Source organism: Rhodoferax sp. OV413 (assembly GCF_900104385.1).
In the GTDB taxonomy this organism is placed as follows: Bacteria; Pseudomonadota; Gammaproteobacteria; order Burkholderiales; family Burkholderiaceae_C; genus Rhodoferax_B.
Genome location: NZ_FNJA01000002.1, coordinates 12,830 through 36,191, shown reverse-complemented (window position 1 = coordinate 36,191; position 23,362 = coordinate 12,830). Strand labels below are relative to the sequence as shown.

Sequence of the window (23,362 nt, the reverse complement as noted above, 5' to 3'; positions counted from 1 at the left end):
CAGTGGCGCTTGCGTAGTACGCAAAACTGCCAGCATAAACCAAGAGCCCCATCGCCGTGCGGGCTTGCTTACGGAGACATCTACGTGCCTGCTGCTACCGCTCTCAGACCGACAGCTTCGGAAAACCTGCGCGGCATCATCGCCATGGTGATCGCCGTGGGGGCTTTTTCGATGATGGATGCGGCCATGAAATCGCTCACCGCCAGCTACCCCCCGCTGCAGGTGGCGGCGATGCGAGGCGGTGTGGCGCTGCCGCTGGTGCTGATGTACGTGCTGTGGCGCAAGGAGCTGGGCAATGTGTTCAGGGTGCGCTGGCCGCTGCATGCGTTGCGCATGGTGATCGGCGTGACCATGCTGAGCTCGTTTGTCTACGGGCTGCAGACCCTGGGCCTGGCCGAGGCCTACACCATCTTCTTCATCGCTCCGCTGCTGATCACCGTGCTGTCGATTCCGGTGCTGAAGGAAAAGGTGCGGCCCAGCCACTGGCTGGCGCTGGGCGGCGGCCTGTGCGGCGTGGTGGTGGCGCTGCGGCCCGACCAGGGCATGTTCTTGTCGCTGGGTGCGCTGGCGATTTTGGTGTCGGCCCTGTGCTACGCCGTGTCGGCGCTGACCGGGCGCATCGCCAGCCGCACCGATTCGGCCGCCAGCCTGGTGTTCTGGGGCACCAGCGGCCTGGCCTTTGGCGCGGGCGCGCTGGCCTGGCCGCATTGGGTGCCAGTGCAGGCCGCACACGCGCCGGTGTTAGGGGTGATTGCGGTCAGCGGATTTGTTGGTCAGTTGGCGATCACCCACGCGTTTCGCCACGGCCAGGCTTCGGTGGTGGCGCCGTTCGAGTACACCTCGCTGGCCTGGGGTATCGCGCTGGACGCGCTGCTGTGGAACAGCTTCCCCGACAGCAATACCTTGCTGGGCGGCGCCATCGTGATTGGCTGCGGGCTGTATGTGGTGCGGCAGGAGCGGGTGAAGGAGCTGGTGGTGACCCCTTGACCCCGATTCTTAGCCTCTTAGGCTTCTAGCGTACAGAACACCAGCGCCAGCAGCTATGTTTTCGATAGCTGCTGGCGGGTGCTGATTGGGCTAGGCTTGCGCGTTCAGCGTCTCGCCCAGCGCGTTCACCATGCTGTCGATCTCGGCCGGGGTGATGACGAAGGGCGGTGCCATCTGGATGGTGTCGCCGCCGTAGCGCACGTAAAAGCCCTTCTTCCACATCGCCATGGCGATCTCATACGGGCGGCGCGCCGGCTCGCCGGGCACGGCGGCGATGGTGATGCCGGCGGCCAGGCCGTAGTTGCGGATGTCGGTCACATGCTTGGCGCCCTTCAGGCTGTGCACTGCGTTCTCGAAATGCGGGGCAATGGCTTGCACGCGCTGCACCATGTTTTCTTGCACCAGGATGTCCAGCGTGGCCAGGCCGACCGCGCAGGCCACGGGGTGGGCCGAGTAGGTGTAGCCGTGGGCAAACTCCAGCATGTAGTCGGGGCCGCCGGCTGCCATGAAGGTGTCGTAGATGTCCTTCTTGACCAGCACCGCCCCCATGGGCTGGGCGCCGTTGGTGATCTGCTTGGCCACGTTCATGATGTCGGGCGTGACGCCAAAGGCTTCGGCACCGGTCATCGCGCCCATGCGGCCAAAGCCGGTGATCACTTCGTCAAAAATCAGCAGGATGTTGTGCGCGGTGCAGATTTCGCGCAGGCGTTGCAAGTAGCCCACCGGCGGCACCACCACGCCGGCCGAGCCCGACATGGGTTCGACGATGACGGCGGCGATGTTTGACGCGTCGTGCAGCGCAATCAGGTCCAGCAGCCCGTCGGCCAGCTCGGCGCCGGTCTTCGGCATGCCGCGCGAGAAGGCGTTGCTCTTCAGCTGGGTGTGCGGCAGATGGTCGGCCTGCAGGGCTTCGCCAAACATCTTGCGATTCGCGCCTATGCCGCCTACCGAGATGCCGCCGAAGTTCACGCCGTGGTAGCCCTTTTCGCGGCCAATCAGGCGGGTCTTGCTGGCTTGGCCCTTGGTGCGCCAGTAGGCGCGCGCCATCTTCAGCGAGGTGTCGGCGGCTTCCGAGCCGGAGCCGGTGAAGAACACGTGGTCCAGGCCGTCGGGCGTCAATTCTTTGAGCTTGTTGGCCAGCTCGAACGATAGCGGGTGCGCAAACTGGAAGGCCGGCGAATAGTCCAGCGTGGCCAGCTGGCGGGTGGCGGCTGCCGTGATATCGGCGCGGCCATGGCCCAGGCCGCAACACCACAGGCCGGAGAGTCCGTCCAGGATCTGGCGGCCGTCGATATCGGTGTAGTAGCTGCCCTTGGCGCCGGTGATGATGCGCGGGTCGGCCTTGAAGTTGCGGTTGCCCGAGTAAGGCATCCAGTGCGCGTCCAGCCAGGCGGCGTCGGTACGGGGGCGGGGGCTGAGTTGCTGGCTATCGGTCATGTCCATGGCGCGCTCCAAGTAGAAAAAGAATTCCGCATTCTTGCCGCCCCTGTTACTCTCATAAAGAGTTAAATACCACTCTGTAGTTAGCAGAATATGCAAGTAAAGAACAAAGCTGTGCTCGGTCAGCTGACCGATATGGACATCCGCCTGCTGCGGGTATTCAAAAGCGTGGTCGAGTGCGGCGGCATGGCTGCCGCCGAGCTGGAGTTGAACATCGGCACCTCCACCGTCAGCCGCCACGTCAAAGACCTGGAAACCCGGCTCGGCCTGACCTTGTGCCGCCGCGGCCGCAGCGGCTTTGCCTTGACCCCCGAAGGCCAGCAGATCTACACCGAGACCCTGCGCCTGCTGGCCGGGGCCGACGCCTTCCGCGCCAGCGTGGATGCGCTGCACCAGCGCATGGGCGGCGAGCTGCACCTGGCCGTATTCGACAAGACCGCCAGCAACCCGCAGGCCCGCATCCATGCGGCGATTGCCCAGTTTGCGCAGCAGGCGCCGGATGTGCGCCTGTGCCTGCACGTGGCCACCATCCACGCCATCGAGCGCGGGGTGCTGGACGGCCAGTTCCAGCTGGGCATCATCCCTGGCCACCGCAACGCCGACAGCCTGGCCTACGACGCGCTGTTTGGCGAAACCATGCTGCTGTATTGCGGCGCGCAGCATGTGCTGTTCGGGCAGGACATGCAGGCCATGGGCTGGGACGATCTGCGCCGCTACCCGTTTGCCGGGCTGGGCCAGCACTCGCCGAACATGGAAATCAGCCAGCGCGAGCGCCTGCCACGCAAGGCCACGGGCTTCGACCAGGAATCCATCGCCACGCTGATCCTGAGCGGCCACTACCTGGGTTTCCTGCCCGACCACTATGCCGAGGGCTTTGTGCAAAAAGGCCAGATGCGCGCGGTGCAGCCCGCGCTGTTCCATTACGCCTGCCAGTTTCTGGGCATCACCCGCCGCACGCCCGAGCCGTCACGGGCCACGCGGGTGCTGCAGGAATGCCTGCGGGCCGCGCACGGGCTCTGATGGCGCGGGCTAGGGGTTGCGCGCAACTTCCTGCGTAAGCGCCGCGCTAAGAAAGTCCACAAAGCTGCGCACCCGCACCGACATCTGGTGCTGCTTGGGGATCACCGCGTAGATGTCGGCCTCGGGCGTCTGGCAGTGGGCCAGCACCTGCACCAGGCGGCCGCTGTCCAGGTGGTGCGCCACGTCCCATACGGCGCGCAGCACGATGCCGTGGCCGTCCAGCGCCCATTGCACCGCGATCTCGCCGTCGTTGGTGCTGAGGTTGCCGCGGGCCTTCAGGGTCTCGGTCTTCTGCTTGCTACCGCGGCCGCTGAAGATGCGCCACACGCCGTAGGCCTCGTCGCCCTGGCGGATGCCTATGCAGTTGTGCCGGGCCAGCTCGTGCGGCGTCTTGGGCGTGCCGTGCTGGGCCAGGTAGGCCGGGGCGGCGCACAGCACGCGCTGGTTGGCGGCCAGGCGCCGGGCAATCACCCGCGCATCCGGCGGCGCGCCGAAGCGTATGCAGACGTCGAAGCTGTCGTCGGTCAGTGGCGGCGGATGCACCGACAGCTGCAGCTGCACCTCGACCTCGGGATAGGCGCGCACAAAGCGCGAGATCACCGGCGCCACCTGGCGCCGGCCAAAGCCCAGCGTGGCGTTGACGCGCAGCAAGCCCTTGGGTGCGACGCGGGCCGTGCCTATCAGCTGGTCCAGGTCGTCCATGTCGGCCAGGATGCGGCGCGCGTGGCCCAGATAGGTTTCCCCCTCGGGCGTCAGGCCCATGCGCCGGGTGCTGCGCGTCACCAGCGCCACGCCCAGGCGCGTCTCCATCTGCGCCAGGTGCTTGCTGACCGCCGCCGTGCTGATGCCCATTTCGCGCGCCGCCGCGCTCAGGCTGGCCTTGCCGGCCAGGGTCGAGAAGAACTGCAGGTCGGTGGCGTTGGCCATGGCAGCGTTAACCCAGAGTTAAAGATACTTTCACTTTAGCAGTGAATTTTTCCCTGTAGGGCCGGAAGAATCAGCACCACCGCAACCCCTTAGGAGACTCCCCATGAAGACTTACAAAATCGCCAGCATTCCCGGCGACGGCATCGGCAAAGAAGTCGTGCCCGCCGGCCAGACCGTGCTGCAGGCCCTGGCCGCCGCCGGCAACAGCTTCCAGTTCGCGTTCGAAAGCTTCGACTGGGGCGGCGACTACTACCGCCAGTACGGCGTGATGATGCCCGCCGACGGCCTGGACGCGCTGCGCGACAAGGACGCGATCCTGTTCGGCTCGGCCGGCGACCCGCACATCCCCGACCACATCACCCTGTGGGGCCTGCGCCTGAAGATCTGCCAGGGCTTCGACCAGTACGCCAATGTGCGGCCCACGCGCATCCTGCCCGGCATCGACGGCCCGCTCAAGCGCTGCGGCCCGAAAGACCTGGACTGGGTCATCGTGCGCGAGAACTCCGAAGGCGAATACTCGGGCGTGGGCGGCCGTGTGCACCAGGGCCACCCGATTGAGGCCGCCACCGATGTGTCCATCATGACCCGCGTCGGCGTCGAACGCATCCTGCGCTACGCCTTCAAGCTGGCCCAGAGCCGGCCCCGCAAGCTGCTGACCGTGGTCACCAAGAGCAACGCCCAACGCCACGCCATGGTGATGTGGGACGAGATCGCGGTGCAGATCGCCGCCGAGTTCCCCGACGTCACCTGGGACAAGGAACTGGTCGACGCCGCTACCGCCCGCATGGTGAACCGCCCGGCCACGCTGGACACCATCGTCGCCACCAATCTGCATGCCGACATCCTCAGCGACCTGGCCGCTGCGCTGGCCGGCAGCCTGGGCATTGCGCCCACCGGCAACATCGACCCCGAGCGCCGCTACCCCAGCATGTTCGAGCCCATCCACGGCTCGGCCTTCGACATCATGGGCAAGGGCCTGGCGAACCCGGTCGGCACCTTCTGGAGCTGCGTGATGCTGCTCGAACACCTGGGCGAGCCGGCCGCTGCCAAGCGTCTGATGGCCGCCATCGAGAAGGTCACCGCCGACCCGGCGCTGCACACCCGCGACCTGGGTGGCCAGGCCACCACGGCCCAGGTGACGCAAGCCGTCTGCGCCTTCTTGCAAGCCTAGCCGCCGATCCACCCGAGGAGACAAAAATGCCTACAAGAATCCGTTGGATCGCCGCTGCCGTTGCTTTGCACAGCCTCAGTGCCCTGGCCCAGAACTACCCTAGTCGGCCGATCAGCCTGGTCGTGCCCTTCCCAGCCGGCGGCACCACCGACGTGCTGGCCCGCGCCCTGGGCCAGGAGCTGTCCAAAAGCCTGGGCCAGCCGGTGATCGTGGAAAACAAGCCCGGCGCCGGCGCCACGCTGGGCGCCGACTACGTGGCCAAGTCCAAGGCGGACGGCCACATCCTGCTGATGGGTGCGGTGCACCACACCATCGCCACCAGCGTCTACAAAAAGCTGCCCTACGACTTCCAGAAAGACTTCGCCCCCATCACCACCGTCGCCCTGGTGCCGAATGTGCTGACCGTCAACCCGCAGCTACCGGCCAAATCGGTGAAGGAGCTGCTGGCCCTGGCCAAGGCCGAGCCCGGCAAGCTGACCTTCGGCTCGAACGGCAACGGCACGGTGCAGCACCTGATCGGCGCGCAGGTCGAAGGCATGGCCGGCGTGCAGCTGCTGCACGTGCCCTACAAGGGCAGCGGCCCGCTGACCACCGACCTGCTGGGCGGCCAGATCACCATGTCCTTCGACACCATCACCCCGGTGCTGCAGCACATCAAGGGCGGCAAGCTGCGCGCGCTGGCTGTGACCACCGCCAAGCGCTCCAGCGCCTTGCCCGACGTGCCCACGCTGGACGAAGCCGGTTTGAAAGGGTTTGACCTGGGCACCTGGTTCGGCGTGCTGGTGCCGGCCGCCACGCCCAAGGACGTGGTGCTGCGCCTGAACACCGAGATGGTGAAGATCATCCACAGCCCCGACTTCCGCAAGAAGATGGACGATATCGGCGCCGAGCCCGTGGGCAACAGCTCCGAGCAGATGGCGCGCCAGATCAAGGACGACACCGAGCGCTTCGCCAAGCTGGTCAGCGCTGCCAAGGTCAGCGTCGATTAAAACCGGGGCGCGCGGGCTGGCGTTAGCCCGTCTGGCGCCACCGGCCGGAATCCGGGCACACGCTGGCCGGTGCGCCATTCCGCCAGACCTGTTCTTCATCCAGTTGCGCCGCGGTTGCAGGATCGATGTCAAATGCGACCCCCAGCGCGCGTGCTACGTCGGCATTCTCGATAGGCAGCTCCCAGGTCAGAAAGACCAGGCTGCAATCCCGGTCAGGTGGGAAGTCGGCCGCATCGAAGCCGGCGCTGCGGCGTTCAATCACGGCATGCGGCTGGCCGGTATCGAACACCACCACCGTCCCCCTGGCCAAAGGCATGCGCAGGCCGGTAGCGGGAAAGTGCAGGTCCAACCCCCGGTCTTCGCTCAAAAACAGATTGCAAAACGCTGCGCTGCCGTATTGCGCGCCGTCATGGTGGTAGCGCGCGCCGCGGCAGGCCATCAGAGCGACGTCTGAGGATGCCAGCACCTCTTGCAGACCCAACCCGCGCGTCCAGTCGGCCACCGCCTGCACACAGAGTTTGTAGTCCGGCCAGCGGGTACGCGCGCGCGGCAAAGGCAGGGCCTCCACGTCTCCGGGCTCCAGGCCCAGGCGCTCCGCTATATCCTTGTCCCAATCTGCCACCAGCCTGGCAGGGGGCGCGGGTACGTCCACCCTGCCGGACAGCACAACACCCCCCACGCTGCGGCTGCGCAGGGCATCGCCGCTCCAGAAGTAGGACGTAAGAAGGTCTCGCGCGGGGTGCGAAGGAGGGGGCTGGCGCATCGGGGGCAGTGTAGTCAGGCTGGCGCCCCAGCCTGTGCAAGCGCCCGGCAATCAGCCCAGCTTTACCAGATCCAGCAGCGCCAGCGGGCCGCCGGGGAACTGCACCAGCCGGCCTTGTTCCACACCACCCAGGTCCACGGGTGCATAGCCCAGACGCGTGATCAGATCGCTGACGGTCTGCTTCGCATCGGCATCGGGGCCGGACAGAAACAGCACGCGGCGGCCGCCATCGACTTTCGGGTCTGCACCCAGCGCGGCGGCGATCAGGTGGTTGAAGGCCTTGACCACACGGGCACCCGGCGCCCACTGCGCTACCGCTTCGCTGGAAGCGCGGCCGCCCAGGTCGACCGGCTGGTACGAGGGCACTTGCACAGCGTTGTTGGCATCCACCAGGATGCGGCCGTTCCACGGGCCCAGGTCCTTCAGCGCGGCGGACACCCGGTCCCAATTGACCGCCAGGAACACCAGGTCGGCCTGGGCGGCTTCTTGCACGGTCACGGCTTGGATGTGCGGCCCCAGTTCGTCGGTCAGCGCCTTGAGCGATTGCGGGTCGCGGCTGTTGGCGATGCTGGCCGCGATGCCGTTGCGGGCCAGATGACGGGCGATGGCCGAGCCGATGGCGCCGGCGCCGATGATGGAGATGGTCATGGTGTTTCCTTTCGGTGCAGAGACTGCGTTGTGTTGATGGACCGAACTTTAGGCAAGGGCGGCTTCTAGCGCTAGTTGCAATCAGGCAGAATCAGTTTCAAGCATTTGTTGAAGGTAAGCGATGGAAACCCTGGCCAATCTGGAGTCGTTTGTGCGCAGCGCCGAGACTGGCAGCTTCTCGTCGGCCGCGCGCCGGCTGGCGCTGACGCCAGCGGCGGTGAGCCGCAACGTCGCCCAGCTGGAGCGCAACCTGGGCGTGCGCCTGTTCCAGCGCAGCACGCGCGGCCTGACGCTGAGCGAAGCCGGCGAGCGCTTCCTGCAGTCGGTGCAGGGCGGCCTGGACAGCATCCAGGGCGCGATTGCCGACGTCACGGTGAACGCCGGCCAGCCGGCCGGGGTGCTCAAGCTGAACTCCGCGCCCGGCTTCGGCATGGACTACCTGCTGCCGTTGATGCCGGCCTTCCTCGCCCGCTACCCGGCGGTGACGCCCGACTGGTCTTTCGACAACCGCCCGCTGGACCTGATCGCCGGCGGTTTCGATGTGGCCTTTGGCGGGGGCTTCGACCTGCCGCCCGGCATGGTGGCACGCGAACTGGCGCGCATGCACTGCATTACCGTGGCCTCGCCGGCTTTTCTGCAAGGCAAGCCCCGGCCCACCGACCCGGCCGGCTTGGCCGACCTGGCCAGCATCGTGATGCGCTCGCCCCTGAGCGGCCGCTTGCGTACCCATGTGATGCGCAACAGCGCCGGCGTCGAAATGGTGATCGGCCACAAGCCCGCGCTGCTGGTCAACGGGCCGGACGCGATCTGCCCCGCGGCGCTGCTGGGCCTGGGCGTCGGCCTGGTGTCTATACCGCACGCGCTGCCGCATCTGCAAAGCGGTGCGCTGGTGCGGCTGCTACCCGATTGGTATTGCGATGTCGGCCCCATCTCGCTGTACTTCGCCAGCCAGAAACTGCTGCCCGCCAAGACCCGCGCCTTCGTGGATTTCGTTACCCAGACGTTCCGCGAACAGCAGCTCGCGCACCGGCTGTCGGTGAACAGCCTGCCTAGCGGGAAGACCGCCTGACGCTAGCGGCGGGCTGAACTCACTGCGCCTTCAAGAACTCTGCCACCGCCACGGTTGCCGCCACCGCCACCAGCCAGGCAGCTATGCGCTTGAGCAAGGCCGTGTCCAGGGTTCTGGGGTTGGTCACCTGGCTGCGGCCAAAGCCCAGCACAAAGGCGTGTGCGGGCAGCGCGACGACGAGCAGGAAACCTACGACCAAGCCGATGCTGTCCGCCGAGCCTGAACCACCGAAGTGGGACCAGAGGACGGGCAGTAGGAGGGCCGAGAACAGGCCTGCGAGCGCGGCGGAGAGGGGGGTGGGAGTGATGTTCATCTGGTTCTGCAGAGGTTAGATGCCACTGCCGTCGCCTTTCAGTTTTGGCAATGCTTTGCCAGCACGCTCCAACAGCGCGATAGCCTTTTCGAGCGTACCGATATCTGGCACAGATTCTTCGGCTCTTTTGAATGCATTTGTACCTGTGATGTTCCAGTGCTCGAAGGCCTCCTTAACTTGAGACCATTCGGCAGCCGCCCCGTACGATTCCAAGTAAAACTTGCCAAAGTTGATTGCATGCCGGCGATCGGCATTCTTCAACGCCTCTTGCATGTATGAATTTCCGAGAAGAAATGCATACTTGGAAAGACCCGCAAGCAGAGCTACCGCAACTAAACCTTTGAAGACAGCGAACGCTAAGAACTCCCAAGTTATTGGGCTGGGAATTGAAATTGCTGTAGACAACGTGAGATATGCGAAAAAAGCAATGGCTAATGCAAGTGATGCAGCCCCGACCCCACTCCATATCTTCGACGTTGTGTGGAACTGAGCTTCTTTTACATCTAGCGTCTCAAGTGCATCAGCAACGTAATCTTTCGATGTGCGCTCGATCTTCCTCCTGCTTTCCTCGTTGTATCGCTCTTTTTCGAGCGCGAGTTCGACGAGTGTTTGCTGAACCTTCAGCTCACGCTCTGCTACCTCGGTTTGCAAACGATCACGCAGATGTTCAACCTCCACTTGGCGTTGCATCAGACGTTCTTCGAAATCGCGGTGTCGCATCGTGAGTTGTTTTTCACGTTGAGCGAACATCTTCTCGCGGTCTTGTTGTTCCTTCTGGAACTCTGTCTCTCGTGCGAGCTGTTCTTCCTGAGCGCGCTTGCGGTAGGAATCGAATTCCCGCTGCTGCATTTCCAGCAGCTCCCGATATTCGTTTAGCTCGCGTTCACGACTTGAGAACCTCACATGCTCATCCCGATTGAGGGTTCGGATTCGATCTTCCTCCATTCTTTCTTGCATGCTATGTGGTTCTCCTCGGGGCATAAAGTGATGCATATCGCAAAGGGCTGCGATATGACGCGACGACTTTAACTGCAATGATCGATATTTAAGTAGACCTCATTTGGATAGATTGCTTCATTAAAAGTAGCGATAACCTGACCTCAATCCCCCAATTCCGCTATTCCTTGATCAACTTCCCAACCCACGCCGCATCCCCATGCGCATTCCCCCCAAACCTCGCGGGCGCCATCGGCGCCACTTCACCACCCAACCCGGCGATCCGGTCCTTCACTGCTTGCGTGTCCACAATCTTGTTGATCTCGCCGCGTTGAGTAAACGGGAGGCTGTTCCCAGTGCTCTAAGATTCGGCGCATTTGGTTCAGTTCTCAGAACATGATCGAACAGATGACTTACGCTGCGCCTATCCCCCTGGACGAAGACGAGAGGTTGCGCCGGCTGCGGTCGCTACAGGTTCTGGATACCGAAGCGGAGCCGATATTCGATGCCATCGCGCGCATGGCGTCATCGGTCTGCGGTATGCCGATTGCGCTGCTGAGTTTGGTGGATTCCGATCGGCAGTGGTTCAAGTCCAACATCGGTCTGCAAGGGACCACGCAGACGCCCCGTGAAGTGGCTTTCTGTGCCCATGCCATCCTGCGCCCCGAGTTGATGGAGGTGCCCGATGCGATGCAGGACCCCCGCTTCAGCACCAACCCCCTGGTGACCGGTCAACCCCACATCCGTTTTTATGCCGGGGCGCCCATCGTGATGCCCGGCGGTGAAAGCATTGGGACCCTGTGTGTGATTGACCGGCAGGCGCGCGTGCTGACCGACTACCAGCGCGCCGCCTTGACCGATCTGGCGTTGGTGGCGGCACAGGCGCTGGATATGCGCCAGGGCGCGTTGGAGCGAGACCGCCTCAATGCCTTGGCTGTCCAGCAAGCGCAGGAAGCCAGCACCCAGGCCGCCATCTACCACGCGATTGTGGAAGACCAAAGCGACCTGGTCTCGCTGGCTCTGCCCACGGGGGAGCTGACCTTCGTCAACCAGGCCTATGCCAAGCATTTTGGATTGACCCCTGCATCCATGCAGGGGCACAACTTGCTGGAGTATGTGGAGGCCAACGACCGGGATGCCGTTGCCTCCCATCTCAAGGCCCTGTGCCGCGAACCCGGTACCGCACACGGCGAAAACCGCATGTACTCTGTTGCGGGCAACGAGTGCTGGGTCGCCTGGACGAACCGCGCGATGGGCGATGCGAACGGCAAGGTCATTGCGCTGCATTCGGTGGGCCGCGACATTACCGACCGCAAGCGCACGGAACGCGCGCTGCTGGCCAGCCAGAACAACTTCCGGGCTTTGTACGAAGCCACCCCGGCCATGCTGCATTCCATAGATCCGCAAGGCCGCATCCTGTTTGTCAGCGACGCTTGGCTGGCCAACCTGGGCTATGCGCGGGAAGAGGTGGTGGGCGTCTCATCCGCCGATTTTTTGACGCCAGCGTCACGGGAGTACGCGCGCTCGGTGGTCATCCCGCATTTTCTGCAGTCCGGCCGCTGCGATGACATCCCCTACCAGATGGTACGCAAGGACGGCAGCGTCATCGATGTTCTGCTGTCCGCGGTGCTGCAGCGGAATTCCGAGGGGCAACCGGCCCATTCATTGGCCGTGATCCAGGATGTGACGGAAAAAAATGCCTTGTCCGCCGCATTGCGCGTGAACCAGGAGCGTCTGTCCTTGGCAACCAGTGCGAATGGCATCGGAATATGGGAGCTCGACCTTGCCACCGGACGGCTGGAGTGGAGCGACACCATGTTCAGCATTTTTGGAGGTAACCGCGCGACTTTCGGTGGCACTTTGGAGGATTGGTCGCGCAAACTGCACCCCGCCGATCTGGACGCCTGCACCCGCGCGTTCGATTGGGCGATAGCCGCTCACGCGTCCATGGACTTTGATTTTCGCGTGCTGCAAGACGATGGCGAAGTACGCCACGTCAATGCCAGGGCGATGGTGATCGATGATGCGCAAGGCAAGGCCGTGCGGGTGCTGGGCACCAACTACGACATCTCGGAACGCAAGAAGATCGAACAAGCGCTGGAGTACAGCGAGCAACGCCTGCGCCTGATCGCCAACAACCTGCCGATTCTGATCTCGCACATCGACACCGATTACCGCTACACCTTCACCAACGACAAATACCAGGCTTGGTTTTCTCTGGGCGAAGGCGGCACCGTAGGCAAGACGGTGACCGAGGTGTTTGGCCCAACCGCCTTCAAGCAGGTCAAACCCCACCTGGACCAGGCCTTGGCCGGCAAGGACGTTTCTTTTGAACTCAGGAGCTCGCTACCTAACTCGCCCACCCATATGTTCGTGCATTACGTACCCGATCGGGATGCGCAGGGTGTGGTGAAGGGCGTGTTCGGCATGGTGCGCGACCGTACCGAGCAGCACCAGGCGCGGGCGCGTCTACAGGCCAGCGAACGCCAACTGCGCGCGGTTACCGACAATCTGCCGGTTGTCATTACCTACATCGACACCGAGGAGCGCTTCCGCTACCTGAACGAAACCTTCCATGACTGGCTGGGCGTGAACCTGGATTGGGCGATCAACCGCCAGGTAGCCGAAGTGGTGGGCCCGGTGCTGTACGCGCAGCGCCGCGACTACCTGCACCGGGCCTTGCAGGGCGAGCGGGTCGAGTTTGATGTGGAGTCCATGATGCAGGGCCAGCGCCGCCATCTGCGGGTGTCCTATATCCCGGACGTGTGGACCGATGGCATCGTCCACGGCATCTTCACGCTCAGCAACGATGTCACTGCGTTCAAGGAAATCGAACAGGCGCTGCAGGATATGGCCCGCGTCGACGTGTTGACCGGTCTGCCCAACCGCCGCCAGTTCAACGAGAGAATGCCCGAAGTGCTGGCCCGCGCAGCCCGCACCGGGGCTGCCATTGCCCTGATGTTCCTGGATGTGGATTTCTTCAAATCCATCAACGACACGCTGGGCCATGGCGCGGGCGACAAGGTGCTCAAGGAGTTTGCCGATCGTCTGGTGGCGGGCGTGCGCGCCACCGATATGGTGGCCCGGTTGGGCGGAGACGAATTTGTGATCGTGCTGGAGCACCTGGATGGCGAAGCCGAGTCCCGTGGCGTGTCGCAAAAAATCGTGGAACAGGTGCGGTCACCTCTGTTCTTGGGGCCGCAGAAGCTCAAGGTCACCACCAGCGTGGGGATCGCCTACCAGGCGAAAACCACGGTGATCCACAGCGCGCACCGCCTGGTGTCCACCGCCGACCATGCCTTGTATGCGGCCAAGGCCGCTGGTCGCGATACCTTCCAGCTGGTCGTGCTGGGCCCCGAAGGCGAGGCCGCCTGAGCGCTGGGCGGCTGCGTGCTTAGTCGCCCAGGATATGCCGATCCTTGATCAGCTTGCCAAACCGTGCCGTGTCCTCGTGCGCCTTGGCCCCAAAGGCCGCGGGCGTCATCGGCGCCACCTCGCCACCCAGCCCGGCAATCCGGTCCTTCACCGCCTGCGTGGCCAGGATCTTGTTGATCTCGGTATTCAGCCGCGCCAGGATCTCCGCGGGCAGGCCGGCGGGGGCGTAGAAGCCGAAGATGGTGTCGGCGTCGAAGCCTTTCAGGCCAACTTCGTTCAGCGTCGGCACATCGGGGAACAGCGGTGAGCGGTGCGGGCTGCCGACGGCCAGCAGTTTCAGCTTGCCCGCGCGCACCTGGTTCAGGCCGATGCCGGGGTCGAACATAAAGTCCACCTGGCCGCCCAGCAAATCCTGCATCGCGGGCGCTGCGCCGCGGTAGGGCACGTGCACCGAGAAGCTCTGCGTCATGTCCTTGAACATCTCGCCCGCCAGGTGTGGCGACGAGCCGTTACCGGGCGAGCCGTAGGTCAGCTTGCCGGGATTCGCCTTGGCGTAGGCGATGAACTCCTTCACGTCCTTCACCGGCAGGCTGGGCTTGACCTCCAGGAACACCAGCACCCGCGCGGCGGCGGCCACCGGCACGATGTCCTTGGCCGGGTTGAAACTCATCTTCGGGTAGATGGACGGGTTGATCGACACCAGGCCGCCCGATGTCAGCAGCAGGGTGTAGCCGTCGGGCGTGGCCTTGGCCACGGCCTCGCCGCCGATGTTGCCGCCCGCGCCCGCGCGGTTGTCCACCACCACCGGCTGGCCCAGCGCCTCCTGCAGCGGCACGCTGATGGCGCGGGCAATCTGGTCGGCTGCGCCGCCGGGCGGGAAGTTGACGACCACCTTGATCGGCTTGGCCGGCCAGGCCTGGGCCAGCGCCGCCAGTGGCAGCAAGGCGGCCACTCCTAAAGTGATAGCTGCTAGCGCTGGTGTAATCTGCGCCAGAGGCCAATTTTTTATAAATTTTGTCATCTTGTTTGTCTCCGTTTGATCGGGGTGCTCTGCCCCCAAGTACATGAAAGTTAGTGGGGGTCCATCACATGGTGGCGGTCGATGTCGCCCACGCGGGCCGCGCCCAGCAGGACCATGGTGCGTTCCAGCTCCTGGCGCAGCAGCGCCAACACAGCGGCAACGCCTTGCTGCCCATCGCAGGCCAGGCCATAGACCGGCGGGCGGCCCAGCAGCACGGCCTGCGCGCCCAGCGCCAGCGCTTTTGCTACGTCGCCGCCGCGCCGAAAACCGCCGTCGACCAGGACCGGCATGCGGCCGCCGACCGCATCGACGATGCGCGGCAGCGCGGCAATGCCCGAAGGCGCCAGGTCGAGCTGGCGGCCGCCGTGGTTGGACACGATGACCGCATCCACGCCGTGGGCCAGCGCGCGGGTGGCGTCCGCCGGGTGCAGCAGGCCTTTCAGCAGCAGCGGGCCGTCCCACAGTCGGCGTAGCCAGCGCAGGCTGTCCCAGTCGAGGCGACGGTCCATCTCGCGCGCCAGCAACGCGGCCTGCACCTGGGCCGAGCCGGGGGTGTTGTCTTCCGACATATTCACAAAGCTGGGGGCTCCGCCATGCGCAAGCCGCCATAACCAGGCTGGGTGGCGCAGCATGTCCCATGCAATGGCGGGGGTGGGTTTGAATGGCAGCTTGAAGTGGTTGCGTGCATCGCGCTCGCGGGTTCCGCTTACGGGCACGTCCACGGTGAGCACCAGGGCGCCAAAGCCGGCCTGCCTGGCGCGCCGCACGATCTGTTCGGCGATGCTGCGCTCCGACATCACGTAGAGCTGGAGCCACTGCAGCGCTGAGGCACCGCCGGGGTGCAGGTCTTCCAGCCGCGTATTCGATGCGGTGGACAAAATGTGCGGCACGCCCGCGGCTGCGGCGGCCTGCGCCATCATCTGGTCACCGCCGGGGCGCACCAGGCCGCACAGGCCGATGGGCGCCACCGCGAAGGGCGCCTGCCAGCGCTGGCCGAAGAGCTGGACCGAGGTGTCGATGGCACTGGTGTCGCGCAGCACGGTGGGCAGCAGCTGCACTTGCGCCAGGTCGTCGGCATTGCGCCGCAGGCAGCCTTCGTCTTCCGCACCGCCATCGATATATTCGAAGACGAAGCGCGGCAGCTGGCGCTTCGCCGCGCGCCGGTAGTCGTGCGTGTTCAACTGCATGGGGGTGGTGCCGTGGTGGTCATGCAGGGCTTCAGTCCAGCGTGATCTGGCGCTCGCGGATCAGCTTGGGCCAGTACTGGGCTTCCTTGTTCCAGTGCTGGCGCATCGCGGCCGCGTCGGACGGCGTGGGCTCCACGCCCAGCTCGATCATCTTGGTCTTGACGGCCGGTGTCTCGATGGCCTGGCGCAGCTCCTTGCCCAGCCGTTCCACCACCTCGGGCGGTGTGGCGGAGGCCACCACCATGCCCTGCCAGGCCGCGGCCTCGATGTCGGTATAGCCGAGCTCGATCAGCGTCGGTGTGTCGGGCAGGCTGGCCATGCGCTGACGCGAGAACGCGGCCAGCACCTTGAGCCGGCCGGCCTTGATCATCGGGTTGGCCGTGGCGAGGTCGATCACGATGAACGGCAACTGGCCGCTGACCACGTCCTGCATCGCCGGTGCGCCGCCCTTGTAGGGCGCGTGGTTGATGTCCAGGCCGGCGCGCTCCTTCAGCATCTCCATCGCCAGGTGGTGCGGGCTACCCATGCCGGACGACGCATAGCTGTACTTGCCGGGTGCTTTGCGGATCGCCTCCACTGCTTCTTTGGCCGTCTGGAAACCCGACGCGGGGTGCGTAGCCAGCACCAGCGGGAAGCGCGCCGTGAGGCCTACGGGCGCGAAGTCGCGCTGCGGGTCGTAGGGCAGCTTCTTGAACAGCACGGTGTTGAAGATCAGCGTGCCGTTGTCGGCGCTGTACACGGTGTAGCCGTCGGCGGGCGAACGCGCCACGTTTTCCGACGCGATCAACGAGGCGCCACCGGGGCGGTTGTCAATGACCACCGACTGGCCCATCTGCGAGGCCATTTGCAGGCCGATCATGCGTGCCATCACATCCGAGCCGCCGCCGGCGGCGGTGGCGATCACCCAGCGCACGGGCTTCGCCGGGTAGCCGGCAGGCTGCGCCGTGGCGTGGAAGTTGACGGCGGCGAGCAGGGTGGCGCACAGCGCCAGGGCGGAAAAGCGTTTCATTTTCATGTCTGTCTCTTTGTGTCGGAGGCTGGGCTCAGAACGGGTAGTGCCGCGGCGTGGTCTGCACGGTGACCCAGCGCAGGTCGGTGAATGCCGCGATGCCGGCGGCGCCGCCAAAGCTGCCGATGCCGCTGCCCTTGACGCCGCCGAACGGCATCTGCGGTTCGTCGTGCACCGTCGGGCCGTTGACGTGGCAGATGCCGGACTGGATGCGCCCGGCGACCTGCAGCGCACGCGCAATGTCGCGACCGAACACCGCGCTGGACAGGCCGTAGGCGTTGTCATTCGCGCAGGCCACGGCGGCGTCGACGCCGCTGACGCGGACGATGGCTTTCACCGGGCCAAAGGATTCCTCGCTGTAGATCTTCATCGCCGGCGTCACATGGTCGAGCAGCGTCGCGGGCATCAAGGTGTTGTCGGCCTTGCCGCCGCACAGCAGCTTCGCACCTTTGGCCAGCGCGTCGTCGATCAGCGCGTTGCAGCGCTGCACGGTGCTCATGTCGACCACCGAGCCGAGTACCACTGGGCCTTTGCGCGGGTCGCCTAGCGGCAGGCCGGCGGCCTTGGTGGCGAGCTGGGCCACGAAGGCATCGGCGATTTTTTCGTCCACGATGATGCGCTCGGTCGACATGCAGATCTGGCCCGAATTGGCGAAGGCGCCGAAGGCCGCAGCGTTGACGGCCGCGTCCAGATCGGCATCGTCCAGCACCAGCAGCGGGGCCTTGCCGCCCAGCTCCAGCACCACCGGCTTCAGGTACTTGGCGCAGACGCCGGCAATGATCTTGCCCACATGGGTGGAGCCGGTGAAGTTGACGCGGCGCACCGCCGGGTGGGCCACCATGGCTTCGACCACCGCCGCCGCATCGGCCGGCGCGTTGGTGATGAAGTTCACCACGCCCGGCGGCAGGCCGGCCTCTTGCAGGGCTTCGATGATCAGGCCGTGGGTGGCGGGGCAGAGTTCCGAGCCCTTCAGCACCACGGTGTTGCCGCAGGCCAGCGGCACGGCGACGGCGCGCACGCCCAGGATCACCGGCGCGTTCCACGGCGCCATGCCCAGCACCACGCCGGCGGCCTGGCGCACGCCCATGGACAGGCTGCCCGGCACGTCGGATGGAATCACCTCGCCGCTGATCTGCGTGGTCAGCGATGCGGCTTCCAGCAGGGTACCGGCGGCCAGGTGCACGTTGAAGCCGGCCCACATGGCGGAGGCGCCGGTCTCGGCGGCCATGGCGGCGATGAAGGCCGGGGCCTTGGCTTCGAGTGCGGCAGCGGCCTTGGTCAGTAGCGCGCGGCGTTGGCCTGGGCCGGTAGCCGACCAGGCGGGGAAGGCTGCTGCTGCCGCTTCGACGGCGGCCATCGCGTCCTGCACCGAGGCGGCGGGCGCGCTGGTGGCGACGCTGCCGTCCAGCGGGTTGCGGCGCTCGAAGGTTGCGCCGGTGCTGGCGCCGCGGGACTCGCCGTTGATGAGTAAGGAAATGCTGGGCATAGTTGTCTCCTAGGGTTGTTTGCTATGAATACCGTAGCTGCTTGCGCAGGTAGATCCTGCGCTACAGGCCTTTTTCTTATAAATCAATGGATCAGGCCACGTCCACTTCCACCAGTATGGGCCGGGGTGAGGCCAAAGCCTCGCGCAGCACGCCGGCCAGCTGCGCGGGGTCGCTTACCGTCACTGCATCGCAGCCCTGGCCGCGGGCCAGCGCGGTGAAGTCGATCTCCGGCAGGTCCGTGCCCTGCAGGGTCTCGCCGGGTTTAAAGCCGAAGGTCGGCGCGAATTCCTGCAGCGCGGCGTAGCGGCGGTTCTTCAAGATGATGAAGGTGATGGGCAGCTTGAGCTGGGCCGCGCTCCACAGTGCCTGGATCGAATACAGGCTGGAGCCGTCGCCCATCAGTGCAATCACTTTTTTCTCCGGCTGGGCCAGGGCCACGCCCACGGCGGCCGGCATGCTATGGCCGAGTCCGCCGCTGCACATGGTGTAGAAGGTGCCGCTCTGGGTGATGGGCAAATAGCCGTGCATGACGGAGCGGGCACTCGGGGCTTCCTCGACCACGATGGACTCGGGCGCGCGCAGCCCGGCCAGGGTTTGCAGCACATAGGCGACGCTCATCTGCGGGCTGGGCTCGGCGCGCGGGCGCGGCTGGCGCGGCGAGGGCAGGGCGCGCTGGGCCAGGCTGGTCGGCACGGGCCGGGCCAGCAAATCCTGCACACCCAGGCGGATGCTGCCGACGGCCGAGGTGCCGGTGGGCGCCCAGGCGGCGATTTGTGGATCGTCGATCAGCTGCACCAGCGTGGCGCCGGCCGGTAGGTGCGGGCCTGCGCCTTCCACGTGGTAGGTGAAGGCGGGGGCGCCGAGGGCGAACACCAGGTCGTGGCCGCCCAGCAGGGCGACAATTTTTTCGCGCATCGCGGGCAGGAAACCGGCGAACAAGCGATGGTCTTCGGGGAAGCTGCAGCGGCCCGACATGGGCGCCACCCAGACGGCGGCGTTGTGGCGCTCGGCCAGCTGCAGCACCGCGTCCCAGGCCTGGTCGCGGTCCACCGCGGCGCCGACCACGATGGCCGGGCGCTGGGCCTGGTCCAGCACATCGCCGATCTGGCCCAGCACCTGCGGGTCAGGGCGCATGGCCTGGCTGACCACGCGCGGCAGCACCGGTTCACACTGGCGCTGCCAGTCGTCGGCCGGGATGGACACCAGCACCGGGCCTTGCGGCTGCTGCATGGCGATGTAGTAGGCGCGGGCGATGGCCAGCGGCACGTCTTCGGCGCGGGCTGGTTCCACGCTCCATTTGACGTAGGGCTTGGGCAGCTCGGTAGCCTGGTTGGAGAACAGAAACGGGTCGAACGGCAGGATGGCGCGCGCCTGCTGGCCGGCGGTAATGACCATGGGCGTGCGGTTCTTGTGCGCGGTGAAGATATTCCCCATGGCGTGGCCTACGCCGGCGGCCGAGTGCAGGTTCACAAACGCGGCGTTGTGCGTGGCCTGGGCGTAGCCGTCGGCCATGCCGACCACCACCGATTCCTGCAGGCCCAGGATGTAGCGGAAGTCGCTGGGGAAATCCAGGAACAGCGGCAGCTCGGTGGAGCCGGGGTTGCCGAAGATGGTGGTCATGCCAAAGGCGCGCAGCAGGTCCAGCACGGCTTCGCGCACGGTGACGGTGGGTGGGGTGGGGTGCATGCAGAGGTCTCCTGGGATGGCCTGGATCTTCGGTTGCAGGCGATCATTCGTCCATACAATGATCTGACTAAGAAGTATTAGATTCATGCATATCAACGACATCGACCTGAACCTGCTGCGGGTCTTCGACGCCATCTACAGCACGCGCAACGTCAGCCGCGCGGCCGAGCGCCTGGGCCTGACCCAGCCGGCGGCCAGCCAGGGGCTGACGCGGCTGCGCCTGCTGCTGGGCGATGCGTTGTTTGTGCGGGCCCCCGGCGGTGTCGCGCCCACGCCGCGTTCCGAGCGGCTGGCGGTGGCGGTGCAGCAAGCGTTGGCCACGCTGGAGCAGGCCCTGGGCGAGGCCAGCCAGTTCGACCCGGCGGCGTCCGGCAAGACCTTCCGCCTGCACCTCAGCGACATCGGCGAGGCGCGCTTTCTGCCGCCGCTGATGGCTGACTTGCACCAGCGCGCGCCGGGTGTGCGGCTGGAGTCCAGCCCCTGGCCGCACGACCAGATCGCCCCGGCGCTGGACAGCGGCGCCATCGACTTCGCGCTCGGCTTCCTGCCCTCGGTGGCCAACACCCAGAACACCCAGCGCGCCCAGGTGCTGCAAGACCGCTACAGCATCCTGCTGCGCGCCGGCCACCCGCTGCTGGCGCGACAGCAGCCCGGCCAGACCCTGGCGCTGGCGGACTTGCGCCAGCTGGACTTTGTGGCCGTGCGCTCGCATGCGCAAACCCTGCGCATCCTGCAGTTGCTCAAGCTCGACGGCCAGGTGCGGCTGACGGCTGCGCATTTTCTGGCGCTGCCGTCCATTGTGCGCGAGAGCGACCTGGCCGTGCTGATGCCGCTGAACATTGCGCGTGGCTTTGTGGCGGCTGGCGGCTATGCCATCGCCGAGCCCGATATGCCGGTGCGCGACTTCACCGTATCGCTGTACTGGAGCCGGCGTTTCGAGACCGACCCCGGCAATGTGTGGCTGCGCCAGCGGCTGCTGGCCTTGTTTGCCGACATGGGTGAAAACCCGGTCTAATTCAGAATTAGATCTTCTAATGGACTATGGCTTAAAAAATTAGACCAACTTATATTGCGGCTTGTTACCACTTTTCACAAAAGCGAGCGCCGCATGAAAGTTCTGATCCTGGGCAGTGGGGTGATTGGCACCTGTACCGCGTACTACCTGGCCAAAGCCGGCCACCAGGTAACCGTGGTGGACCGCCAACCCGGCCCCGCGCTGGAGACCAGCTACGGCAATGCGGGCGAGGTGTCGCCCGGCTACTCGTCGCCCTGGGCCGGCCCGGGTGTGCCGCTGAAGGCGATCCAGTGGATGCTGATGCACCACAGCCCGCTGGTGATCCGCCCGCTGCTCGACCCGGCCATGTGGCGCTGGGGTGCGCAGATGCTGCGCAACTGCACCGAGGCCCGCTACCAGATCAACAAGGCGCGCATGGTGCGGCTGGCCGAGTACAGCCGCGACTGCCTGAAACAGCTGCGCGCCGACACCGGCATTAGCTACGACGAGCGCAGCCAGGGCACGCTGCAGCTGTTCCGCACCCAGAAGCAGCTGGACGGCACGGCCAAGGACATCGAGATCCTGCAGCAGTACGGCGTGCCGTTCCAGGTGCTGGACCGCGAGGCCTACCTGCAATACGAGCCGGCGCTGAAGCTAGTGAAGGAAAAGTTCGTCGGCGCGCTGCGCCTGCCGGGCGACGAAACCGGCGACTGCTTCAAGTTCACCAATGCGCTGGCCAAGATGGCCGAGGCCCTGGGCGTGCAGTTCCGCTACGGCGTGCAGATCGACCGGATTGCGGCCGACGGCGCCAAGATCACCGGCGTGCACACCAGCGCCGGCCTGCTGCAGGCAGACAGCTACCTGGTGGCGCTGGGCAGCTATTCGCCGATTCTGCTCAAGCCGCTGGGCTTCAACCTGCCGGTGTACCCGGTCAAGGGCTATTCGATCACCGTGCCGATCACCGACGCGGCCTGCGCACCCGAATCCACAGTCATGGACGAAACCCACAAGGTCGCCGTGACGCGCCTGGGCGACCGCATCCGCGTCGGCGGCACGGCCGAGCTGGGCGGCTACAACCTGCAGCTGCGCGAAGAGCGCCGCGCCACCCTGAACCACGTGGTAACCGACCTGTTCCCCAAGGGTGGAGACACCTCCAGAGCCGAGTTCTGGACTGGTTTGCGCCCGATGACGCCCGACGGCACACCGGTGCTCGGCGGCACACCGTATCCGAACCTGCAAATCTCCACCGGCCACGGCACGCTGGGCTGGACCATGGCCGCCGGCACCGGCCGGGTCATGGCCGATCTGTTGTCCAACCGGCCCACCGAGATCAGCATGGATGGCCTGACGCTGGCGCGTTATAGCAACGGTTTTAGCGGGCTGCGCAACACCGGTTAAATTCCGCGCATGAGCACACTTGATCCTGACGCCCTCGAATGCCTGGCCGCCATCGTAGAAGAGGGCGGTTTCGAGCGGGCCGCCCAGCGGCTGAACATCACCCAGTCGGCGGTGTCGCAGCGCCTGCGCTCGCTGGAGGCGCAGGCCGGCACGGTGCTGGTGGTGCGCAGCCGCCCGCTCAAGCCGACGGCGGCCGGCCATCTGCTGATCAAGCACACCAAGCAGCTGCGCCTGTTGCGCGCCGACCTGGAGCGCGACATGCAGGAGCTGGCGCCCAGCGCCATGGGCGGCGCGCGCGACGAGGAACGGGTGTCGATCGCCATCAACGCCGACAGCATCGCCACCTGGGCGATGGGTGCGTTACAGGCCGTGGTGGCCCAGGGCCTGCCACTGGAGATCATTACCGACGACCAGGATTTCACCCAGGAATGGCTGCGCGAAGGCCAGGTGATGGGCTGTGTGACGACGCTGAAGCAGGCCTTGCGCGGCTGCAAGGTGGTACCGCTGGGGGCGATGCGCTACGTGGCCGTGGCCCAGGCCGACTACGCGCGCCAGCACCTGCCGCACGGGCTGACCGCGCACAACTTCCGCAATGTGCCGTTCGTCGCCTTCAACCGCAAGGACGATATGCAGCGCGAGTTCGTCAACCAGGTGTTCGGCCTGAAGCGCGTGGCCTTGCGCCAGGTGTTTGTGCCCAGCTCCGAAGGCCAGGTGCGCGCGGTGCGGGCCGGCTGGGGGGCCAGCGTATTGCCCGAGCTGCTGGTGCGCGGGCTGATCGCGCAAGGTGAACTGGTGAACCTGGCGCCCAGCCAGGCGCTGCCGATCCAGCTCTACTGGCACTGCTGGAACCTGCAGTCCGAGGTGCTGGACACCTTGAGCGCGGCCTTGACCGAGGCCGCGACTGCCGCTCTGCTGGAACCTATCGTCTAGGCTCTCAGCACA

Annotated in this window: 20 protein-coding genes; 9 read left to right on the top strand and 11 right to left on the bottom strand. The window is 65.6% G+C overall.

Going from position 1 to position 23,362, the window contains the following annotated elements:
• The first annotated feature begins 84 nt into the window (after positions 1 to 84).
• Entirely contained in the window at positions 85 to 987 is a 903-nt protein-coding gene (locus BLT66_RS07575) for a DMT family transporter (RefSeq protein WP_255406826.1), read from the top strand.
• A gap of 90 nt (positions 988 to 1,077) precedes the next feature.
• Here BLT66_RS07575 and BLT66_RS07570 read toward each other — a convergent pair whose 3' ends face one another.
• Positions 1,078 to 2,430 carry an omega-aminotransferase AptA gene (locus tag BLT66_RS07570; protein ID WP_369821585.1) on the bottom strand — a complete coding sequence of 451 codons (1,353 nt, stop codon included), beginning with the start codon at positions 2,428 to 2,430 and terminating at the stop codon, positions 1,078 to 1,080.
• Positions 2,431 to 2,520: 90 nt separating this feature from the next.
• Between BLT66_RS07570 and BLT66_RS07565 the strand changes: the two genes are divergently transcribed.
• Positions 2,521 to 3,447, top strand: coding sequence for a LysR family transcriptional regulator (locus BLT66_RS07565; RefSeq protein WP_092757088.1), 927 nt, complete (start codon positions 2,521 to 2,523; stop codon positions 3,445 to 3,447).
• Positions 3,448 to 3,456: 9 nt separating this feature from the next.
• Here BLT66_RS07565 and BLT66_RS07560 read toward each other — a convergent pair whose 3' ends face one another.
• The gene (locus tag BLT66_RS07560) at positions 3,457 to 4,374 is read right to left on the bottom strand and encodes a LysR family transcriptional regulator (RefSeq protein WP_092757087.1); all 918 of its coding nucleotides are present in this window, start codon (positions 4,372 to 4,374) and stop codon (positions 3,457 to 3,459) included.
• A 103-nt stretch (positions 4,375 to 4,477) separates the two neighbouring features.
• Here BLT66_RS07560 and BLT66_RS07555 point away from each other — a divergent pair, with 103 nt between their 5' ends.
• Positions 4,478 to 5,545, top strand: a complete 1,068-nt coding sequence (locus tag BLT66_RS07555) for a tartrate dehydrogenase (protein ID WP_092757086.1) — start codon at positions 4,478 to 4,480, stop codon at positions 5,543 to 5,545.
• Positions 5,546 to 5,571: 26 nt separating this feature from the next.
• Positions 5,572 to 6,534 carry a Bug family tripartite tricarboxylate transporter substrate binding protein gene (locus BLT66_RS07550; protein WP_092757085.1) on the top strand — a complete coding sequence of 321 codons (963 nt, stop codon included), beginning with the start codon at positions 5,572 to 5,574 and terminating at the stop codon, positions 6,532 to 6,534.
• Positions 6,535 to 6,556: 22 nt separating this feature from the next.
• Here BLT66_RS07550 and BLT66_RS07545 read toward each other — a convergent pair whose 3' ends face one another.
• Complete coding sequence (locus tag BLT66_RS07545; protein ID WP_092757084.1) at positions 6,557 to 7,297, bottom strand: hypothetical protein; 741 nt, start codon at positions 7,295 to 7,297, stop codon at positions 6,557 to 6,559.
• Positions 7,298 to 7,348: 51 nt separating this feature from the next.
• A complete protein-coding gene (locus BLT66_RS07540; RefSeq protein ID WP_092757083.1) occupies positions 7,349 to 7,945 on the bottom strand; it encodes an NADPH-dependent F420 reductase in 597 nt (198 codons plus the stop codon).
• A gap of 121 nt (positions 7,946 to 8,066) precedes the next feature.
• On the opposite strand from BLT66_RS07540, the gene BLT66_RS07535 reads away from it, so the two are divergent.
• Complete coding sequence (locus tag BLT66_RS07535; protein ID WP_092757082.1) at positions 8,067 to 9,014, top strand: LysR family transcriptional regulator; 948 nt, start codon at positions 8,067 to 8,069, stop codon at positions 9,012 to 9,014.
• Positions 9,015 to 9,033: 19 nt separating this feature from the next.
• Here the strand turns inward: BLT66_RS07535 and BLT66_RS07530 are convergent, their stop codons facing one another.
• The gene (locus BLT66_RS07530; RefSeq protein ID WP_092757081.1) at positions 9,034 to 9,327 is read right to left on the bottom strand and encodes a hypothetical protein; all 294 of its coding nucleotides are present in this window, start codon (positions 9,325 to 9,327) and stop codon (positions 9,034 to 9,036) included.
• Positions 9,328 to 9,342: 15 nt separating this feature from the next.
• Positions 9,343 to 10,284 carry a hypothetical protein gene (locus BLT66_RS07525; RefSeq protein WP_143029164.1) on the bottom strand — a complete coding sequence of 314 codons (942 nt, stop codon included), beginning with the start codon at positions 10,282 to 10,284 and terminating at the stop codon, positions 9,343 to 9,345.
• Between the two features lie 387 nt (positions 10,285 to 10,671).
• Here BLT66_RS07525 and BLT66_RS07515 point away from each other — a divergent pair, with 387 nt between their 5' ends.
• Positions 10,672 to 13,638, top strand: coding sequence for a PAS domain S-box protein (locus BLT66_RS07515; RefSeq protein WP_176955008.1), 2,967 nt, complete (start codon positions 10,672 to 10,674; stop codon positions 13,636 to 13,638).
• A gap of 19 nt (positions 13,639 to 13,657) precedes the next feature.
• Here BLT66_RS07515 and BLT66_RS07510 read toward each other — a convergent pair whose 3' ends face one another.
• The 5 genes from BLT66_RS07510 to mdlC form a co-directional block, all read right to left on the bottom strand.
• Positions 13,658 to 14,659, bottom strand: a complete 1,002-nt coding sequence (locus BLT66_RS07510) for a Bug family tripartite tricarboxylate transporter substrate binding protein (protein ID WP_092757077.1) — start codon at positions 14,657 to 14,659, stop codon at positions 13,658 to 13,660.
• A 50-nt stretch (positions 14,660 to 14,709) separates the two neighbouring features.
• Positions 14,710 to 15,846 (bottom strand): alpha-hydroxy acid oxidase, encoded by a 1,137-nt coding sequence (locus tag BLT66_RS07505; RefSeq protein ID WP_092757076.1) that lies wholly within the window; start codon positions 15,844 to 15,846, stop codon positions 14,710 to 14,712.
• Positions 15,847 to 15,877: 31 nt separating this feature from the next.
• On the bottom strand, positions 15,878 to 16,861 hold the full coding sequence (locus BLT66_RS07500; protein ID WP_255406825.1) for a Bug family tripartite tricarboxylate transporter substrate binding protein: 984 nt from the start codon (positions 16,859 to 16,861) through the stop codon (positions 15,878 to 15,880).
• 28 nt (positions 16,862 to 16,889) lie between these two features.
• Positions 16,890 to 18,341: an aldehyde dehydrogenase family protein gene (locus BLT66_RS07495; protein WP_092757074.1), complete on the bottom strand. Its 1,452-nt coding sequence runs from the start codon at positions 18,339 to 18,341 to the stop codon at positions 16,890 to 16,892.
• 91 nt (positions 18,342 to 18,432) lie between these two features.
• Positions 18,433 to 20,028, bottom strand: coding sequence for a benzoylformate decarboxylase (gene mdlC, locus BLT66_RS07490; protein WP_092757073.1), 1,596 nt, complete (start codon positions 20,026 to 20,028; stop codon positions 18,433 to 18,435).
• 85 nt (positions 20,029 to 20,113) lie between these two features.
• On the opposite strand from mdlC, the gene BLT66_RS07485 reads away from it, so the two are divergent.
• From BLT66_RS07485 to BLT66_RS07475, 3 genes are all read left to right on the top strand, one after another.
• A complete protein-coding gene (locus BLT66_RS07485) occupies positions 20,114 to 21,043 on the top strand; it encodes a LysR family transcriptional regulator (protein WP_176955007.1) in 930 nt (309 codons plus the stop codon).
• 93 nt (positions 21,044 to 21,136) lie between these two features.
• Positions 21,137 to 22,420 carry a D-amino acid dehydrogenase gene (locus BLT66_RS07480; RefSeq protein WP_092757071.1) on the top strand — a complete coding sequence of 428 codons (1,284 nt, stop codon included), beginning with the start codon at positions 21,137 to 21,139 and terminating at the stop codon, positions 22,418 to 22,420.
• A gap of 9 nt (positions 22,421 to 22,429) precedes the next feature.
• Positions 22,430 to 23,350, top strand: a complete 921-nt coding sequence (locus tag BLT66_RS07475) for a LysR family transcriptional regulator ArgP (protein ID WP_092757070.1) — start codon at positions 22,430 to 22,432, stop codon at positions 23,348 to 23,350.
• Positions 23,351 to 23,362: the final 12 nt, after the last annotated feature.

Excerpts from the sequence above, each read along its gene's own strand:
- BLT66_RS07525 (WP_143029164.1), bottom strand. The coding sequence starts at position 10,284 with ATGCAAGAAAGAATGGAGGAAGATCGAATCCGAACCCTCAATCGGGAT.
- BLT66_RS07500 (WP_255406825.1), bottom strand. The coding sequence starts at position 16,861 with ATGAAAATGAAACGCTTTTCCGCCCTGGCGCTGTGCGCCACCCTGCTC.
- BLT66_RS07480 (WP_092757071.1), top strand. The coding sequence starts at position 21,137 with ATGAAAGTTCTGATCCTGGGCAGTGGGGTGATTGGCACCTGTACCGCG.
- BLT66_RS07475 (WP_092757070.1), top strand. The coding sequence starts at position 22,430 with ATGAGCACACTTGATCCTGACGCCCTCGAATGCCTGGCCGCCATCGTA.
- BLT66_RS07560 (WP_092757087.1), bottom strand. The coding sequence starts at position 4,374 with ATGGCCAACGCCACCGACCTGCAGTTCTTCTCGACCCTGGCCGGCAAG.
- BLT66_RS07535 (WP_092757082.1), top strand. The coding sequence starts at position 8,067 with ATGGAAACCCTGGCCAATCTGGAGTCGTTTGTGCGCAGCGCCGAGACT.
- BLT66_RS07530 (WP_092757081.1), bottom strand. The coding sequence starts at position 9,327 with ATGAACATCACTCCCACCCCCCTCTCCGCCGCGCTCGCAGGCCTGTTC.
- BLT66_RS07495 (WP_092757074.1), bottom strand. The coding sequence starts at position 18,341 with ATGCCCAGCATTTCCTTACTCATCAACGGCGAGTCCCGCGGCGCCAGC.
- BLT66_RS07505 (WP_092757076.1), bottom strand. The coding sequence starts at position 15,846 with ATGCAGTTGAACACGCACGACTACCGGCGCGCGGCGAAGCGCCAGCTG.
- BLT66_RS07545 (WP_092757084.1), bottom strand. The coding sequence starts at position 7,297 with ATGCGCCAGCCCCCTCCTTCGCACCCCGCGCGAGACCTTCTTACGTCC.
- BLT66_RS07570 (WP_369821585.1), bottom strand. The coding sequence starts at position 2,430 with ATGGACATGACCGATAGCCAGCAACTCAGCCCCCGCCCCCGTACCGAC.
- BLT66_RS07565 (WP_092757088.1), top strand. The coding sequence starts at position 2,521 with ATGCAAGTAAAGAACAAAGCTGTGCTCGGTCAGCTGACCGATATGGAC.
- BLT66_RS07555 (WP_092757086.1), top strand. The coding sequence starts at position 4,478 with ATGAAGACTTACAAAATCGCCAGCATTCCCGGCGACGGCATCGGCAAA.
- mdlC (WP_092757073.1), bottom strand. The coding sequence starts at position 20,028 with ATGCACCCCACCCCACCCACCGTCACCGTGCGCGAAGCCGTGCTGGAC.
- BLT66_RS07550 (WP_092757085.1), top strand. The coding sequence starts at position 5,572 with ATGCCTACAAGAATCCGTTGGATCGCCGCTGCCGTTGCTTTGCACAGC.
- BLT66_RS07485 (WP_176955007.1), top strand. The coding sequence starts at position 20,114 with ATGCATATCAACGACATCGACCTGAACCTGCTGCGGGTCTTCGACGCC.
- BLT66_RS07510 (WP_092757077.1), bottom strand. The coding sequence starts at position 14,659 with ATGACAAAATTTATAAAAAATTGGCCTCTGGCGCAGATTACACCAGCG.
- BLT66_RS07540 (WP_092757083.1), bottom strand. The coding sequence starts at position 7,945 with ATGACCATCTCCATCATCGGCGCCGGCGCCATCGGCTCGGCCATCGCC.
- BLT66_RS07515 (WP_176955008.1), top strand. The coding sequence starts at position 10,672 with ATGACTTACGCTGCGCCTATCCCCCTGGACGAAGACGAGAGGTTGCGC.